Annotated in this window: 13 protein-coding genes; 8 read left to right on the forward strand and 5 right to left on the reverse strand. The window is 70.7% G+C overall.

Going from position 1 to position 16253, the window contains the following annotated elements; translation table 11 throughout:
* Positions 1-24 precede the first annotated feature (24 nt).
* Complete coding sequence (locus J7E94_RS12515; protein WP_308344952.1) at positions 25-1335, reverse strand: NYN domain-containing protein; 1311 nt, start codon at positions 1333-1335, stop codon at positions 25-27.
* A 208-nt stretch (positions 1336-1543) separates the two neighbouring features.
* Between J7E94_RS12515 and J7E94_RS12520 the strand changes: the two genes are divergently transcribed.
* Positions 1544-1708 carry a hypothetical protein gene (locus tag J7E94_RS12520; protein WP_215014990.1) on the forward strand — a complete coding sequence of 55 codons (165 nt, stop codon included), beginning with the start codon at positions 1544-1546 and terminating at the stop codon, positions 1706-1708.
* A 75-nt stretch (positions 1709-1783) separates the two neighbouring features.
* Here the strand turns inward: J7E94_RS12520 and dnaE are convergent, their stop codons facing one another.
* Positions 1784-5326 carry a DNA polymerase III subunit alpha gene (gene dnaE / locus J7E94_RS12525; protein ID WP_215014992.1) on the reverse strand — a complete coding sequence of 1181 codons (3543 nt, stop codon included), beginning with the start codon at positions 5324-5326 and terminating at the stop codon, positions 1784-1786.
* A gap of 225 nt (positions 5327-5551) precedes the next feature.
* Between dnaE and J7E94_RS12530 the strand changes: the two genes are divergently transcribed.
* The 5 genes from J7E94_RS12530 to J7E94_RS12550 all read left to right on the forward strand — a co-directional run bounded on the left by J7E94_RS12530 (position 5552) and on the right by J7E94_RS12550 (position 11421).
* Complete coding sequence (locus tag J7E94_RS12530; RefSeq protein WP_215014995.1) at positions 5552-6886, forward strand: DUF2252 domain-containing protein; 1335 nt, start codon at positions 5552-5554, stop codon at positions 6884-6886.
* 49 nt (positions 6887-6935) lie between these two features.
* Positions 6936-7625 (forward strand): hypothetical protein, encoded by a 690-nt coding sequence (locus J7E94_RS12535; protein ID WP_215014998.1) that lies wholly within the window; start codon positions 6936-6938, stop codon positions 7623-7625.
* Positions 7626-7676: 51 nt separating this feature from the next.
* Positions 7677-8471 (forward strand): DsbA family protein, encoded by a 795-nt coding sequence (locus tag J7E94_RS12540; RefSeq protein WP_215015001.1) that lies wholly within the window; start codon positions 7677-7679, stop codon positions 8469-8471.
* Between the two features lie 133 nt (positions 8472-8604).
* On the forward strand, positions 8605-10251 hold the full coding sequence (locus J7E94_RS12545; RefSeq protein ID WP_251056565.1) for an alkaline phosphatase: 1647 nt from the start codon (positions 8605-8607) through the stop codon (positions 10249-10251).
* Between the two features lie 222 nt (positions 10252-10473).
* Positions 10474-11421 carry a zinc metalloprotease gene (locus tag J7E94_RS12550; protein WP_215015107.1) on the forward strand — a complete coding sequence of 316 codons (948 nt, stop codon included), beginning with the start codon at positions 10474-10476 and terminating at the stop codon, positions 11419-11421.
* A 296-nt stretch (positions 11422-11717) separates the two neighbouring features.
* Here J7E94_RS12550 and J7E94_RS12555 read toward each other — a convergent pair whose 3' ends face one another.
* Complete coding sequence (locus J7E94_RS12555; protein WP_215015004.1) at positions 11718-12296, reverse strand: dienelactone hydrolase family protein; 579 nt, start codon at positions 12294-12296, stop codon at positions 11718-11720.
* Between the two features lie 48 nt (positions 12297-12344).
* Here J7E94_RS12555 and J7E94_RS12560 point away from each other — a divergent pair, with 48 nt between their 5' ends.
* Complete coding sequence (locus J7E94_RS12560) at positions 12345-13433, forward strand: mechanosensitive ion channel family protein (protein WP_215015109.1); 1089 nt, start codon at positions 12345-12347, stop codon at positions 13431-13433.
* Here the strand turns inward: J7E94_RS12560 and J7E94_RS12565 are convergent.
* The gene (locus tag J7E94_RS12565) at positions 13421-14008 is read right to left on the reverse strand and encodes a TetR/AcrR family transcriptional regulator (protein ID WP_215015007.1); all 588 of its coding nucleotides are present in this window, start codon (positions 14006-14008) and stop codon (positions 13421-13423) included. The two genes, J7E94_RS12560 and J7E94_RS12565, sit on opposite strands and share 13 nt — an antisense overlap.
* 65 nt (positions 14009-14073) lie before the next feature.
* Here J7E94_RS12565 and J7E94_RS12570 point away from each other — a divergent pair, with 65 nt between their 5' ends.
* The gene (locus J7E94_RS12570) at positions 14074-14559 is read left to right on the forward strand and encodes an SRPBCC family protein (RefSeq protein ID WP_215015008.1); all 486 of its coding nucleotides are present in this window, start codon (positions 14074-14076) and stop codon (positions 14557-14559) included.
* Here J7E94_RS12570 and J7E94_RS12575 read toward each other — a convergent pair.
* The gene (locus tag J7E94_RS12575) at positions 14556-16148 is read right to left on the reverse strand and encodes a Na+/H+ antiporter (protein WP_215015009.1); all 1593 of its coding nucleotides are present in this window, start codon (positions 16146-16148) and stop codon (positions 14556-14558) included. The genes J7E94_RS12570 and J7E94_RS12575 overlap by 4 nt on opposite strands.
* Between the last annotated feature and the right edge of the window lie 105 nt (positions 16149-16253).

The raw sequence follows: 16253 nt of genomic DNA on the forward strand, positions 1-16253 counted from the left end.
GAGCAGCCTACGCGGCGTCCGCCCCTACTCGGCCGCCGGGGTCGCCGGGGCCGCGGGCGTCAGGGGCGCCGCTCCCGGCGCCGCGGCCGGTACGGCGGCCACGTGCTCGGCGGCTGCGCGGACGTCGATCTCCCGCCAGAATCCGGCCCGGATGGCGTAGCGGTCGTGCTCGTCGATCTGGTCGTCCTTGTGCGCGAGCAGCCCGAACCGGGCGGCGTAGCGCAGCAGCTCGCCGTCGATCCGGTGCGGGATGCGCGGGTACATGGTGGCCAGCTTCTGCAGGTGCACGGTCTCGGGGAGCCGCTCCATCCAGCGCCGGGCGAACACCTGTCCCACCTCGAACGGGTCCCCGCCGACGGTGGTGATGTCCTCCTCGCGGTCGGCCCAGCGCTGCTCGGCGCTGGTGAGCTGGGCGAGGGTGGGCAGGGAGGCGGTCTCGGCGGGCTCGCCGAGCGGTCCGGCCCGGTCGATCCATCCCTTGTCGGAGGACCATCGCAGGGCGCTGCCGGCCGGGGGCTGGCCGCCGTTCTGCCCGGCGGAAGGTCCGGCCTGCTGGCCGGGGGCCCGCAGCGCGCCGGCGAGGTCCTTGGGCGTGGGGACGCTGCGGCCCCCGCCGGCGGCCGGAGCGGGTACGGGGACGCCGTCCCCCTCCTGCTCCCCGTCGCTGGACGCGCCGTTGCGGGCGGCCTCGGCGAGCGCGGCCTCGGGCAGCGGCGCGGAGAGGATCGCGGCGATGTCCGGGCGCGGCGCGGGCGGCGGGGAGCACAGCCCGGTGAGGTCCTTGGCGCGGACGGCCCGGGTGATCCAGGCGCGGTCCAGGACGCGGCGCTCGTCGGCTTCGGCGACGAGGTCCTCGGACTGGTTGTAGTCCCCGTCGGCGGCCTGGACGGCCCACAGGTGGACGGCGACCCCGTGCTCCTTGGCGGACATCAGGCCGGGCAGCAGGTCGCCGTCGCCGGTCACGAGGACCACGTCGGAGCAGGCGCGGTTGCGGGCCAGCTCGGTGAGTTCCGCGTGCATGGCGGCGTCGACGCCCTTCTGCGCCCAGCGGCCGTCGCTGCGGGTCAGGGCGCCGAGGCGAACGGTCACGCGGGGCATGACGCGCAGCCGCCGGTGTTCGGGCTGGGGCACCCGGTCGGGTGCGCCGTCGAACCAGTAGATGCGCAGCAGGGGCTGCTCGGTGTCGGCCTCGGCCCGCTCGCGCAGGCCCTGGATGAGGGCGGCATGGTCGACGGTGATGCGGGAGCGGGAGGGCTCCCCTGCGAGGAGGCTCGCGGCGGCGCCCAGCAGATAGCCGGCGTCCACCAGGACGACGCAGCGGTCCACGCGTTCCACCCTCTTCCCTGGGGATCCTCTGTGTGATGCGGCGGGTCCCCCGAGTCTGCCCGACCGCAAGGGTGTTGACGGCCGGAACTCGATCATCGGCGTGGCGGATCCTTCGGTTCTACCGGCTACGCGCAGTAATGATCCAAAATGCGTGGTTTCTGGTGCTGTGTGAGTGTGAAGGCGGTCCTGGCCCCTAGACCCTCACGGAGGCTCCACCATGGCCAAGAACAAGCAGCAGAAGCAGCCGAAGCAGCAGGCCCGCCAGTCCGGACAGGACGTGTCGCGGAGCTCGTCGGAATCCTCTCCCGAGCACGCCTCGCATGCGCCGAGTCCCATGGATCTGGCCCACAAGAGCAAGACGAAGCGGTTCGGCCACAACTGACCCCACCGCGTCGAGTGACGGAAGGGCCTGCCCGGCGATGCCCGGCAGGCCCTTCCGTACGCATCCCTACCGGCGCTATCCGGCCAGGCAGGACGGGCCGAGCAGCACCTTCAGGTCGCCGAAGAGGGCCGGGTCGGGCTGTACGCGGTGCTTGTCGAGGCGCAGCACGGTGGTGGTCCGCGGCCCCTGGAGCTTGATGCGCACCTCGGTGTTGCCCTTGTGGTGGCGCAGGATCTCGCCCAACCGGGTGACCATCGGCGGGGTCACCTTGACGGTCGGGATGGTGAGGACGACGGGTGCGTTCGTCCCGGCGGAGGAGAGGTCGGGGACCATCATCTCCATGGCGACCAGGCGGGGGACGTCCTCGCGCTTGTCGAGGCGGCCCTTGACGAAGACGACGGTGTCCTCGACCAGCTGGGTGGAGACGAGCTGGTAGGTGGCCGGGAAGAACATGCACTCGATGGAGCCGGCCAGGTCCTCGACGGTGGCGATGGCCCAGGCGTTGCCCTGCTTGGTCATCTTGCGCTGGAGGCCCGAGATGATGCCGCCGATGGTGACGACGGCGCCGTCGGAGTGCTCGCCGCCGGTCAGCTGGGAGATGCCGGCGTCCGTCTTGTCGGAGAGCACGTGCTCCAAGCCGAAGAGCGGGTGGTCGGATACGTACAGGCCGAGCATCTCGCGCTCCTGGGCGAGCAGGTAGGACTTCTCCCACTCGACATCGGAGAACTCCACGTCGAGCCCGAAGCCGGGCTCCTCGCTCGCGCCCTCGTCGCCCATTCCGCCGAAGAGGTCGAACTGTCCCTCGGCCTCCTTGCGCTTGACGGCGACCACGTTGTCGATCATCGACTCGTGGTGGGCGACCAGGCCCTTGCGGGTGTGGCCCATCTCGTCGAAGGCCCCGGCCTTGATCAGCGACTCGACGGTCCGCTTGTTGCAGACGACGGCCTCGACCTTGTCCAGGAAGTCGGGGAAGGAGGAGAACTTCCCCTTGGCCTTCCTGGTCTTGATGATCGACTCGACGACGTTGCTGCCGACGTTGCGCACGGCGGTGAGGCCGAAGAGGATCACGTCGTCGCCCTGGGCGGCGAAGTTCGGCTCCGACTCGTTCACGTTCGGCGGCAGGACCTTGATGCCCATGCGCCGGCACTCGTTCAGGTAGATCGCGGACTTGTCCTTGTCGTCCTTGACCGAGGTGAGGAGCCCCGCCATGTACTCGGCCGGGAAGTTCGCCTTGAGGTAGGCGGTCCAGTAGGAGACCAGGCCGTACGCGGCCGAGTGTGCCTTGTTGAAGGCGTAGCCGGCGAAGGGGACCAGGACGTCCCACAGGGCCTTGATCGCCTGGTCGCTGAAGCCCTTCCTCCTGGCTCCCTCCTCGAAGATGACGAAGTTCTTCGCCAGCTCCTCGGGCTTCTTCTTGCCCATCACGCGGCGCAGGATGTCGGCCTCGCCGAGCGAGTACCCGGCGATGATCTGGGCGGCCTTCTGCACCTGCTCCTGGTAGACGATCAGGCCGTAGGTGACCGCGAGCACCTCTTCGAGGGGCTCCTCCAGCTCCGGGTGGATCGGGGTGATCTCCTGCTGCTTGTTCTTGCGCAGGGCGTAGTTCGTGTGCGAGTTCATGCCCATCGGGCCCGGCCGGTACAGGGCCGAGACAGCGGAGATGTCCTCGAAGTTGTCGGGCTTCATCAGGCGCAGCAGGGAGCGCATGGGCCCGCCGTCGAACTGGAAGACGCCGAGGGTGTCGCCGCGGCCGAGCAGTTCGAAGGTCTTGGGGTCGTCGAGCGGGAGGGCCAGGAGATCGATGTCGATCCCCTTGTTGGCCTTCACCATCTTGACGGCGTCGTCCATGATCGTGAGGTTGCGCAGGCCGAGGAAGTCCATCTTCAGCAGGCCGAGCGACTCGCAGCTCGGGTAGTCCCACTGGGTGATGGTGACGCCGTCGGTGTGCCGCACCCAGACGGGTACGTGGTCGGTGATCGTCTCGCTGGACATGATCACGCCGGCGGCGTGCACGCCCATCTGGCGGACCAGGCCCTCGACGCCCATGGCCGTGTCGATGACCTTCTTCACGTCCGGCTCGTTCTCGTACATCCCGCGGATCTCGCCGGCCTCGCCGTAGCGCGGGTGCTTGGGGTCGAGGATGCCGGAGAGCGGGATGCCCTTGCCGAGGACGTCGGCGGGCATGGCCTTGGTGAGCCGGTCGCCCATGGCGTACGGGTAGCCCAGGACGCGCGCGGAGTCCTTGATCGCGTTCTTGGCCTTGATCGTGCCGTAGGTGCCGATCATGGCGACCTTGTCGGCGCCGTACTTCTCGGTCACGTACCGGATCACCTCGACGCGCCGGCGCTCGTCGAAGTCGATGTCGACATCGGGCATGGAGACGCGCTCGGGGTTCAGGAAGCGCTCGAAGATCAGGCCGTGGGTGAGCGGGTCGAGGTCGGTGATGCCCATGGCGTACGCGACGATCGAGCCGGCCGCGGAGCCTCGGCCGGGGCCGACCGCGATGCCCTGGTTCTTGGCCCACATGATGAAGTCGGCGACCACGAGGAAGTAGCCCGGGAAGCCCATCGAGATGATCGTGTCCATCTCGTACTCGGCCTGCTTCATCCGGTCCTCGGGAATGCCCCCGGGGTAGCGGCGGTGCATGCCGCGCATGGTCTCCTCGCGGAACCAGGTGACCTCGGTGTAGCCCTCCGGGATGTCGAACTTCGGCATCAGGTTCCGGAACTGGAACATGCCCTCGGTCTCGATCTGGTCCGCGACCAGCTTGGTGTTGGCGCAGCCCTGCTGCCAGGCGTCCGAGGAGTCGATGGCGTACATCTCGTCCGTGGACTTCAGGTAGTAGCCGGTGCCGTCGAAGCGGAAGCGGTCCGGGTCCGAGAGGTTCTTGCCGGTCTGGATGCAGAGCAGGGCGTCGTGGGCGACGGCCTCGCTGGCGTACGTGTAGTGCGAGTCGTTCGTGACCAGCGGCGGGATGCCGAGCTTCTTGCCGATCTCCAGCAGCCCGTCGCGGACCCGGCGCTCGATCTCGATGCCGTGGTCCATCAGCTCCAGGAAGTAGCGGTCCTTGCCGAAGATGTCCTGGTACTCGGAGGCGGCCTTGAGGGCCTCGTCGAACTGGCCGAGGCGCAGCCGGGTCTGCAGCTCGCCGGAGGGGCAGCCGGTGGAGGCGATCAGGCCCTCCGACCACTTGGAGATGGTCTCCTTGTCCATGCGCGGCCACTTCGTGAGCCAGCCCTCGGCGTACGCGTCGGAGGACAGCCGGAAGAGGTTGTGCAGGCCGGTGGCGTTCGCCGCCCAGATCGTCTTGTGGGTGTAGCCGCCGGAACCGGAGACGTCGTCGCGCTTCTGGTGCGGCTGCCCCCACTGGATGCGCCGCTTGTTGCGCCGGGACTCGGGGGCCACGTACGCCTCGATGCCGATGATCGGGGTGATCCCGGCCTTCTGGGCGGTGTGGAAGAAGTCGTAGGCCCCGTGGAGGTTGCCGTGGTCGGACATGGCGATGTGCGTCATGCCCATCTCGTTGCACGCGTTGAACATGTCCTTCAGCCGCGCGGCACCGTCCAGCAGCGAGTACTGGGTGTGGACGTGCAGGTGCGTGAACGGCGGTTTGGTCACGGTGGGAGTCTCCTGAAGATCACGGTGGCGCGCGGCGCCTCGGTGAGGGGCGGTGGCCGGGTGACGGGTGGGCGGGGAGAGAGGGGCGGCAGCTACGAATCCTACGTCGGCCGGGTGACAGATCACGGGCACCGACCGGTACGGTCATGCGTTGCAGAACCAAGGACGACTGTCCGAAAAGCGATCTGTCCCAGATCGGCCCCGCACCACCAGGAGGCATCCGCCATGGCGGTTTCCGAGACGACCGACGAACAGCGCGCCGAGCAGATACTCGACGTGTTCGACACCGCTTTCGGTGAGCTGCTCGCCGCCGACCCCGCCGCCTTCCAGGTCAAATTCCGGAAGATGGCGGCTTCGGCCTTCGCCTTCTACCGGGGCACGGCCTGCCTCTTCTACGCGGACCTGGAGCGCGACCGGCACGGCGGCCCGTACCTGGACGAGCGGACGGGCCGGGTGTGGATCCACGGCGATCTCCACGCGGAGAACTTCGGCACGTACATGGACTCCAACGGCCGGCTGATCTTCAACGTCAACGACTTCGACGAGGCCTACGTCGGCCCCTTCACCTGGGACCTGAAGCGCTTCGCCGCCTCCGTCGCCCTGATCGGCTACACCAAGGCGCTCAGCGACGACCAGATCGGCGAACTGGTCCGGATCTTCGCCGCCGCCTACCGCGAGCGGATCCACGCCCTGGCCACCGGGGCGAAGACCTGTGACATGCCGGAGCTGTCCTCCTTCACCCTGGACACCGCCGAGGGCCCGCTGCTGGGCGCCCTGCGCGCGGCCCGCTCCCGCACCCGCTTCTCGCTCCTGGACTCGATGACGGAGATCCGCGAGTTCGAGCGCCGCTTCGCGCCCGGGCCCGGGACCATCGAGCTGGACGCGGCCACCCGCTACAAGGTGCTGGCCGCCTTCGACGGGTACCTGGAGACCCTGCCCGACGAGTCCCTCGTCCGGCCCGACTCCTACCGGGTCAAGGACGTCGTGGGCCGCCGGGGCGTCGGCATCGGCTCCGCCGGCCTGCCCTCCTACAACATCCTGCTGGAGGGCCACAGCGACGCCCTGGAGAACGACGTCGTGATCTACCTCAAGCAGGCGCAGACCCCGGCGGTCTCCCGGCACATCACCGACCGGGCGGTGCGGGAGTACTTCCACCACGAGGGGCACCGCACGGTCATCTCCCAGCGCGCCCTCCAGGCCCACGCCGACCCGTGGCTCGGCTGGACCGAGCTGGACGGCGCCGGACAGCTGGTGGCGGAGGTCTCCCCGTACGCGGTGGACCTGGACTGGTCGGACCTGGACGACCCGGAGGAGATCGCCGCAGTCGTCGCGGACCTGGGCCGGGCCACGGCGACCATGCACGGGGCGGCGGACGCGGACGAGAGCGGCCAGATGCTGGTCCCCTTCTCCACCGAGCGGGCCATCGACGCGGCGATCGCGGCCGACGAGGAGGGCTTCGGCAAACTGCTGGTGGACTTCGCCCACGCCTACGGGGCGCGGGCGCGCGCCGACCACCAGATCTTCGTGGACCTCTTCCGCAACGGCCGGCTCACGCCGTAGTCGAGCCCGGGGGCCTTCCTTCACAGGCAGTCGTGGCACACTCGCGGCGATGGACATATCAGGGGTGCGACTTCGGGGGCTGCGGGCCGCGCTGTTCAGCGCGCTCGTCGTGCTGCTCTCGACCGGATCGCACGTCCTGATGTCGCACGTGCCGCTGCCGCCCGCGCTGGTGGGCGGGGCCTTCGCGGCCGTGTTCGCCCTCTCCTACGCGCTGGCGGTCCGGGAGCGGGGTTTCGGCCCCATCGCCGGGCTGCTCGTGCCGCTGGAGCTGGCCGCCGACACCGTCTTCACCGCCGGGCAGCACGTCTGCTACGGCCCGGCGGGCGGCCCGGTCTCGGGTCCGCTGCGCGCGATGGGCCTGGACGCGCTGTGCGGCGGCGCTCCGGTGGGCGGGCCGCTGACCGAGGTGTCCGGGCCGGCCGCCGATCCGGCCGCGCTGCTCGCCTCGCCCGGGCCGTGGGCGCCCTGGCTGCTGCTCGCCGCCCACGTCGGCATCGGGCTGGTCGCCGCCGCGTGGCTGGGCTACGGCGAGCGGGCGCTGGGCCAGGTGCTGCGGGCGGTGGCCGCCTTCGCCTTCCGGCCGCTGCGGCTGGCCGTGGCCGCGGTGGCCGCGGCAGCGGGGCCGGTGCGGCGGGTGCCGCGGCCGGCTCTGCCGGGCACGGGGGCCCGTACGCGATTCCCCGCGCACTCCGTGGGACGGCGGGGACCTCCCGTGCTCGGCGCGCTCGCCCGCGCCTGACGCACGTACGGCAGTCCCCCTTCCCCTCCTCCCCATCCCACGGAGATCACCATGAGTGCACGCAACAGCCAGCAGAACAAGGCGGCAGCCCGCGAGAAGCTGCGCATCGAGCGCGAGAAGCAGGCCAAGAAGGACAAGGCACGCCGCCAGCTGATCGTGGGCGGCGCCGTCGTCGCCGTCCTCGCACTGGCCGGCGTCGTCGGCTACGCGGTCGTCCAGGCCAACCAGCCCGGCTACTGGGAGAAGGCCGCCAAGGCCGAGCTGGTCAAGCCGAAGAACACCGAGGGCGAGGACGGCCTCACCGTCGTCATCGGCAAGGCCGAGGCGAAGAAGACCCTGGAGCTCTACGAGGACTCGCGCTGCCCCGCCTGCGCCCAGTTCGAGCAGGCGGCGGGCGAGCAGGTCAAGAAGGACGTGGACGCGGGCAAGTACAAGCTCCAATACTTCGGTGCCACCTTCATCGACAACATGTCCAAGGGCGAGGGCTCGAAGAACGCGCTGAGCGCGCTCGGCGCGGCCCTCAACGTCAGCCCGCAGGCCTTCCTCGACTACAAGGCCGCGCTGTACTCCAAGGAGCTGCACCCCGAGGAGACCGTCGACAGCTTCGCCAAGGACGACTACCTGCTGAAGGTCGCGGACACGGTCCCGGCGCTCAAGGGCAATGCCGAGTTCAAGAAGGCCGTCGAGGACGGCACCTACGACCGGTGGGCGCTGGACATGTCCAAGGCCTTCAACAAGTCCGGTGTGACGGGCACGCCGACGCTGAAGATGGACGGCAAGAAGATCGACACCCCGCAGACGGCGGAGCAGTTCACGGCGGCGATCGACAAGGCACTCGCCGGCTGATTCCAGCCATGTGCCGTCGACAGGCGGGCGAACTCCCGGAGTTCGCCCGCCTGTTGCGTTCCGAGGGATGTACCAACGGTCATACCCGCCAGTAATATGATCATCCGTGACCAGTCATCTCTCTTCTTCCTCCTTGCCTTCCGACGGCGCCGCAACTCCGCGCCGCCGTACGGTCGTCCTGGCCGCGGCCGCCACCGCCGCGCTCGCCCCGATGACCGCACTCGGCAGCCAGGCCGCCCACGCCGCCGGCAGCCCGCCGGCCTTCCTGCACGGCGTCGCCTCCGGCGACCCGCTGCCCGACGGGGTCCTGCTGTGGACCCGCGTCACCCCGACCCCCGAGGCCGTGCCCGGCTCCGGCGCCGGACCCGCCGTCCAGGTGGACTGGGAGGTGGCCGGGGACAAGGCCTTCTCCCGCGTCGTCGCCCGCGGCACCGTCACCGCGAGCGCCGCCACCGACCACACCGTCAAGGTGGACGTGCGCGGACTCCAGCCGCACACGCCGTACTGGTACCGGTTCACGGCCGGCGCCACCACCTCCCCCGTCGGCCGGACCCTGACCACCCCGGCCCACGAGGCGAGCACCGCCGGGGTGCGCTTCGGCGTGGTTTCCTGCGCCAACTGGGAGTCCGGCTACTTCTCGGCCTACCGTCACCTGGCCGCCCGCAGCGACCTCGACGCCGTCCTGCACCTGGGCGACTACATCTACGAGTACCAGTCCGGGGGCTACCCGGAGGCGAAGTACGTCGTACGGCCGCACGAGCCGAAGCACGAGATCCTCTCGCTCGCCGACTACCGCACCCGGCACGGCAGGTACAAGACGGACGCCGACCTCCAGGCGCTGCACCACGCGCACCCGGTCATCGCCATCTGGGACGACCACGAGTTCGCCAACGACGCCTGGGCGGCCGGCGCCGAGAACCACACGCCCGGCGCCGAGGGCGAGTGGGCGGCCCGCGCGGCCGCCGCCAAGCAGGCCTACTTCGAGTGGATGCCCGTACGCGCCTCCATCGCCGGGACCGTCTACCGGCGGCTGCGCTTCGGCACCCTCGCCGACCTGCACCTTCTCGACCTGCGCTCCTTCCGCTCGCAGCAGGCCAAGGTCGGCAGCGGCTCGGTGGACGACCCGGAGCGCACCATGACCGGGCGCGCCCAACTGGACTGGCTCAAGTCCGGCCTCGCGGACTCGGACGCGACCTGGAAGCTGGTCGGCACCTCGGTGATGATCTCGCCGGTGGCCTTCGGCTCGCTGCCGGCGCACCTGCTGGCACCGCTCGCCAAGCTGCTCGGGCTGCCCGAGGGGGGCATAGCCGTCAACGTGGACCAGTGGGACGGGTACACGGACGACCGCAAGGAGCTGCTGGGGCACCTCAAGGACCGGAACATCGAGAACACCGTGTTCCTGACCGGCGACATCCACATGGCCTGGGCGAACGAGGTCCCGGTGAACATGGCCACCTACCCGGGATCGGGCACGGCGGCCACCGAGTTCGTGGTCACCTCGGTGACCTCCGACAACCTCGACGACATCCTGCACGTGCCGGCGGACACCGCCTCGCTGGTCGCCGAATCGGCCGTCAAGGCCGCCAACTGGCACGTGAAGTGGCTGGACATGGACGCGCACGGCTACGGCGTGCTCGACATGACGGCCGAGCGCTCGCAGATGGACTACTACGCGGTGTCCGACAAGCGGCGGCAGGACGCCACGGCCGCGTGGATCCGCTCGTACCGCACGCTGAACGGCACGCAGAAGGTGGAACGGGCCGACCAGCCGGTTCGCTGATACACCGTCAATTCTGCTGCCCGCAGGGGCGTCTGAGGTAGACCAGGCGCCCCTTCGGCATCAGAAGCAACAAATCTTTTACGTCAGATGCTTGACCTGTATATGACATGGACCCATAAGCTTCGCGCCAAGTCGAGGAGATCCTTCGGCCGATAACCCCCCACGCGAGGAGCACACGTGCGCGCAATTGCCCGCATATCCCCCCTTCTTCGCCGCCGCCTCATGGGCACAGCGGTACTGGCCGGAACCCTGGCGTTCACGCCGCTCGCCGCCCCCACGACGATCGCCGCCGCCAAGACCCCCGCCGAGATCTGCGCCGAAGGGGCCGACGGAGCCGCCAACGCCCGTGTCGCCCGCCCCCAGGAGCAGCACGCGGGCGAGCCCAACGAGATCACCGAGTCCCAGGCGAAGGCCATGGACGCGGACCTCAAGGCGAAGCTGGACAAGGCCCTCAAGAACCAGCCGCAGCGCAGCCTGCGCGCCGCCGAGGCCGTCACCAGCATCCCCGTGTACTTCCACGTGGTGCACTCCGGCACCACCGGAAAGCTGACGTCCACCCAGATCAACAACCAGCTGGCGGTCCTCAACGCGGCCTACGGCGGCCAGGGCACCGGCAACGTGAACACCAACTACCAGTTCACGCTGGCGTCGACCGACTACACGGACAACGCCTCCTGGTACAACCTGGCTTCCGGCTCGCAGGCCGAGAAGGACATGAAGAACACCCTGCGCAAGGGCGGGGCCGGCGATCTGAACTTCTACACCGCCAACCTCTCCGGCGGGCTGCTCGGCTGGGCGACCTTCCCCACCTCCTACGCCTCCACCCCCACGATGGACGGCGTGGTCGTGCTCGACTCCTCGCTGCCCGGCGGCTCCGCCGCCAACTACAACGAGGGCGACACCGCGACCCACGAGGTCGGCCACTGGATGGGCCTCTACCACACCTTCCAGGGCGGTTGTAACGGCAACGGCGACTACGTCTCCGACACCCCGGCCGAGAAGAGCGCCGCCTTCGAGTGCCCGACGGGCCGCGACAGCTGCGCCAGCAAGTCCGGTGTGGACCCGATCCACAACTTCATGGACTACACGTACGACTCCTGCATGTACCAGTTCACCGCCGGCCAGGTCGCTCGTATGACGAGCAGCTGGACCGCTTACCGCGCGGCCTGAACCGCCTCCCGCTCACCCTGGCGCCATGAGCGCGCCGGGGGACTGATCGACGGACGGTTCGAGCGGGTTGAACGGCTCGGCAGCGGAGGAATGGGCACGGTCTGGCGCGCGCTGGACCGTGCCCTGCTTGGCGATGTGGCCCTCAAGGAGGTCCGCCGGCCGGCCACGAACGGGCGAGGCCGCACGGCGGCTGCGCGAACGCGTGCTGCGCGCGAGGCCCGCGCCCAGACCGGATCAGCCGCCCCCTCTGGGGGCGGCTTCGGCCCGCCGCCGCAGCCGGCGCCGCGGCCGCGTTCCTAAAGGCTGTCGAGGAAGCCCATCGCGACCTTCCATGCCTGCTCGGCGGCCTCGGCGTCGTAGTCGTCCAGATCCGGGTCGGTGAACAGGTGCCCGGCCCCCGGGTAGGTGTGGACCTCGACGTCGGCCCCGGCCCGCTGCATCCGCAGGTACCAGGCCGTCAGCCAGTCCTGCGTCTCGAAGGGGTCCGGGTCGGCGATGTGCAGCTGCACGGGCAGGTCGTCCACCGAGGCGCCGTCCTCCAAGTCCGCCGTCCCGTGCAGGAGCAGCAGCCCGCGCGCCTTGGCGTCGGCCATCGCCAGGTGCTGGGCGACTGAGCCGCCGAAGGAGAAGCCCGCGTAGACCAGGCCCTGGTCGGAGTGGGGGGCGGAGGCCAGCACCGCGCGCTTGAGCAATTCGTCACGGCCGATCTCGTCCCGGTGGGCCATGCCCTCCTCGACGGTCTCGAAGGTGCGTCCCTCGAAGAGATCCGGTACCTGGACCTGGTGCCCGGCCGCGTGCAGCCGGTCGGCCGCCGCGTGCACCGCAGGTCGCAGCCCGTACGTCGAATGGAAAAGCATGATGTTCATGCCCCCCATCGTGCCAGTTTCGGCAGACCGCTTCCGGTTACGTTGATTCCCATGGAGATCGAGACCGTCCTGCGCCCCGCCGCGGTGATCGGTGGCTCGCTGGTCGTCACCCTGCTCGCGGGGTGGCTGCTGGACCTGCTGCTGCGCCGGGCCGACGCCCGGCACCCCGAGACCCCCCTGTGGGGCCTGTTGCGCCGCTGCCGCCTGCCGTTCCAGGTGGTGCTGTGCACCTCGCTGCTCAGAGGCTCCTACCGCGCGACGCGTATCTTCCCCCACCACGCCTTCGTGGTCGGCCGCATCCTCACCCTGGTGCTCATCGCCTCCGCGGCGTGGCTGGCCGTACACATCGCGACGGCCATAGTCGACTCCACGTACGCCCGCTACGCCGCCGTGGCCCGGGACGACGCCCGGCTCCGCCGGGTCCGCACGCAGGTCACGCTGATCCAGCGGGTGGTCACGGCGGTGGTCGTCGTGGTCGCCGCTGCGGCCATGCTCCTGACCTTCCCGCCGATGCGTACGGTCGGCGCCTCGATGCTGGCCTCCGCGGGCGTCCTCGGCATCGTGGCGGGCATCGCCGCCCAGTCCTCGCTGGGCAACCTCTTCGCCGGCCTCCAGATCGCCTTCGGCGACACCGTCCGCATCGGCGACACGGTGGTGGTCGACAAGGAGTGGGGCACGGTGGAGGAGATCACCCTGACCTTCCTCACGGTCCGGACCTGGGACGAGCGCCGGATCACGATGCCGGTGTCGTACTTCACGAGCAAGCCGTACGAGAACTGGTCGCGCGGCGGTGCGCAGATGACCGGCACGGTCTTCTGGCACCTGGACCACAGCGCGCCCGTCGACCTGATGCGGGACCGCCTCCAGGAGATCCTGAAGGAAGTCCCGGAGTGGGACGGCCGCGGCAGCGGCCTGGTGGTGACGGACACCACACCCCACACGGTGGAGGTCCGCGCGCTGGTGACGGCCAAGGACGCGGACGACCTGTGGACGGCGCGCTGCGCGGTCCGCGAACGCCTGATCAGCTGGCTGGTCACCCACCACCCCTACGCCCTGCCCCGCGTCACCACGTCCGAGGCCGCCACCCGCCCGCGATCCGGAACCGGCTCCGACTTCCGGCTCCGCCCTGACGGCTACGCGGTGTAGAGCAGCGCGGCCGTGCACTCCTCGGCGAGGTCCTCGGCGTGCGGCGGCAGCGGCTCTCCGGCACGCAGGTGCCGCCGGACCACCGAGAGCGGCAGGTCGACGAGGGCCAGCGCGATGCGCTCCCGACCCTGGCGGCCCGTGACGCCGAGGGAGGCGGCGAGGGTGCCGAGGGAGGCGTACACGCGCTCGTGGCCGAAATCGGCACGGCGTACATGCTCCTCGGACCAGTCGGCGCGGCCGAACTCGCCGGCGCCGTGGAGGAGCAGCGAGGCCTCCTGCGGGTGCGCGCGGCTCCAGGAGACGACGTGCCGGGCGGCCGCGCGGGCGGCCCGGCGCGGGTCGGGGTCGCTGTGGAGCGCGTCGAAGTAGCCGGCCTGGAACCGCTCGACGGTCCGCAGCCACACCTCGGCGAGCAGCGCCGTACGCCCGGCGAAGCGGTGGTACATGGAGCCGCTCGGCGCGCCGATCGCCTGGGCGACGGCGGACACGGTCACACCGGACGGCCCGGCGGAGGCGGCCAGCCGGACCGCGGCGTCGAGGATCTGGTCGGTGTCGAAGCGGGGTGGTCTCGCCATGAATCAGAGAGTACCCTCCAATTGAATTGGAGGAGATCCTCTAATTCTGAGGAGGGGGAGGACCCATGGCCGTCTACAACGTGCACGAACGCCTGCTGGCCGCGAAGGGGAGCGAGGTGGGCGCGCTCGTCGACAGCCTGTCCGCAGGGCAGGGGGACGGCCTCTGGCCGGGCGAGCCCTGGCCCCCCATGAAGCTCGACCGCGCGCTGTCGACGGGTGCGGCCGGCGGCCACGGCCCGATCCGCTACACGGTCAGGGCGTACGTGCCCGGCACCTGGGTCCGGTTCACCTTCACCGGGCCGCGCGGATTCCACGGCTTCCACGAGTTCACCGCGCTGCCGGCGGACGGGGAGCGCACCGTCCTGCGGCACACCCTCGCGATGCGGACCACCGGCCTGACCCGCCTGACCTGGCCCCTGCTCTGGCGCCCGCTCCACGACGCCCTGCTGGAGGACAGCCTGGACCGCGCCGAGCTCACCTGCACGGGCACCCTCGCCCACCGCGCCCGCCGCACCCGGTACGTCCGCCTGCTGCAGGCGCTGAGCCGCTAGGTGCTGCGCAGGCTCCGGACGTCCAGGTGCCGCAGCACCCGGTCCACGATCTCCGGGTCGGCGCCCGGTTCGCTGCGGGCCGCGAGGACCTCGTGGCGGGCCGCCGACATCATTTCGCGCTGGATCCGCTGGACGTCCCGGATCCGTTCCACCCGCTGCGCGTACGCCTCCCGCCGTTCCTCGTCGACCATGTCGGGGCTGATGCGGGCCCCCACGTCGTACGCGCGCCGGTACAGCACCTCCACCAGGTCCTCCGGGAGCTGCTCCACCTCCTCGATCTCCTTCAGCCGCCGCTTCGCCGCCTTCGCGGCGCGGATCGCCAGCTGCCGCTTCGTCGCCCGCTCCGCGTCCGTGTCCGCCTCCACACCCAGCCTCCGTACGAGCCACGGCAGGGTCAGCCCTTGGAGCACCAGCGTCGCCATGATCACGGCAAAGGCGATGAAGACGATCTGGTCCCGCACCGGGAACGGCTCGCCCGCCTCCGTCCGGAGGGGGAGGGCGAGGGCCAGGGCCACCGAGGCCACGCCCCGCATCCCGGCCCACCACATCACCACGCTCTCCCGCCAGCTCAGCGGGATCTCCTCGTCGTAGTCGCGCCGCTTGTGCAGCCTCTTGGCGAGCCAGCCGGCCGGCAGCAGCCAGGCCAGCCGTACCCCGACCACCACCGCGATCACGACCACGGCCCACCCGGCCATCTCCCACTCGCGTCCCGCCGCCGTACCGAAGACGTTGTGGAGCTCCAGCCCGATCAGCCCGAACGCCACCCCCGTGACGAGCATGTCGACGACCTCCCAGAAGGTGTGCCCGGCCAGCCGCCCCAGCACGTCGTCGGCGTCGGTCGCATACTCGGCGAGGAACAGGGCCGTCGTCAGGACGGCCAGCACCCCCGATCCCCGGAGCTCCTCGGCCCCCACGTACGCGACGAACGGCACCAGCAGCGTCAGGCCGATCTGGAGCGTGGCATCGCCCAGCCGCCCCATCAGCCGATGGGCGGCCCAGCCGAGCGCGAGCCCGACGGCCACGGCCACCACCGCGGAGAGCACGAACTCCCCGAGCGCGTCGGGCCAGGAGAAGCTGCCGCTGACGGCGGCGGCGACGGCGACGTGGTAGAGCACGATCGCCGTCACGTCGTTGAAGAGCCCCTCACCCTCCAGAATCGACACCATCCGGCGGGGCAGCCCGAGCGAACCGGCCACGGCGGTGGCGGCGACGGGGTCGGGCGGGGCCACGAGCGCGCCGAGCGCGACGGCCGCGGCGAGCGGCAGCCCGGGCACGACGGCGTGCGCGACGGCGGCGACGGCGGCGGTCGTGACGAACACGAGCGCGACGGCGAGCAGGAGGATCGGCCGGACGTTGGCGGCGAACTGCCGCCAGGAGGTGCGCTGCACGGAGGCGTACAGCAGCGGCGGCAGCACGAGCGGCAGGATGTACTCGGGCGGGATGTCGACATTCGGCACGACGGGCACGAGCGCGAGCGCGATTCCCCCGATGGTCATCAGCACCGGCGCGGGCAGCCTGAGCCGATCGCCGAGCGGCACGGTGACGACGGCGCCGAGCAGCAGTACGAAAAGCAGAGCGAGCTGATCCACGCCCCCACCCTGCCGTATCCGCCGGCGCTCGGCCCTGAGACACGTGGCGCGCCGCCGCCGCGCAGGCGCCCCCGGGCTGCGCCCGGGCTTCTGGGGCTCCGCCCC

Origin of the sequence: Streptomyces sp. ISL-94 (genome assembly GCF_018614075.1) — a bacterium.
Taxonomy (GTDB): domain Bacteria; phylum Actinomycetota; class Actinomycetes; order Streptomycetales; family Streptomycetaceae; genus Streptomyces.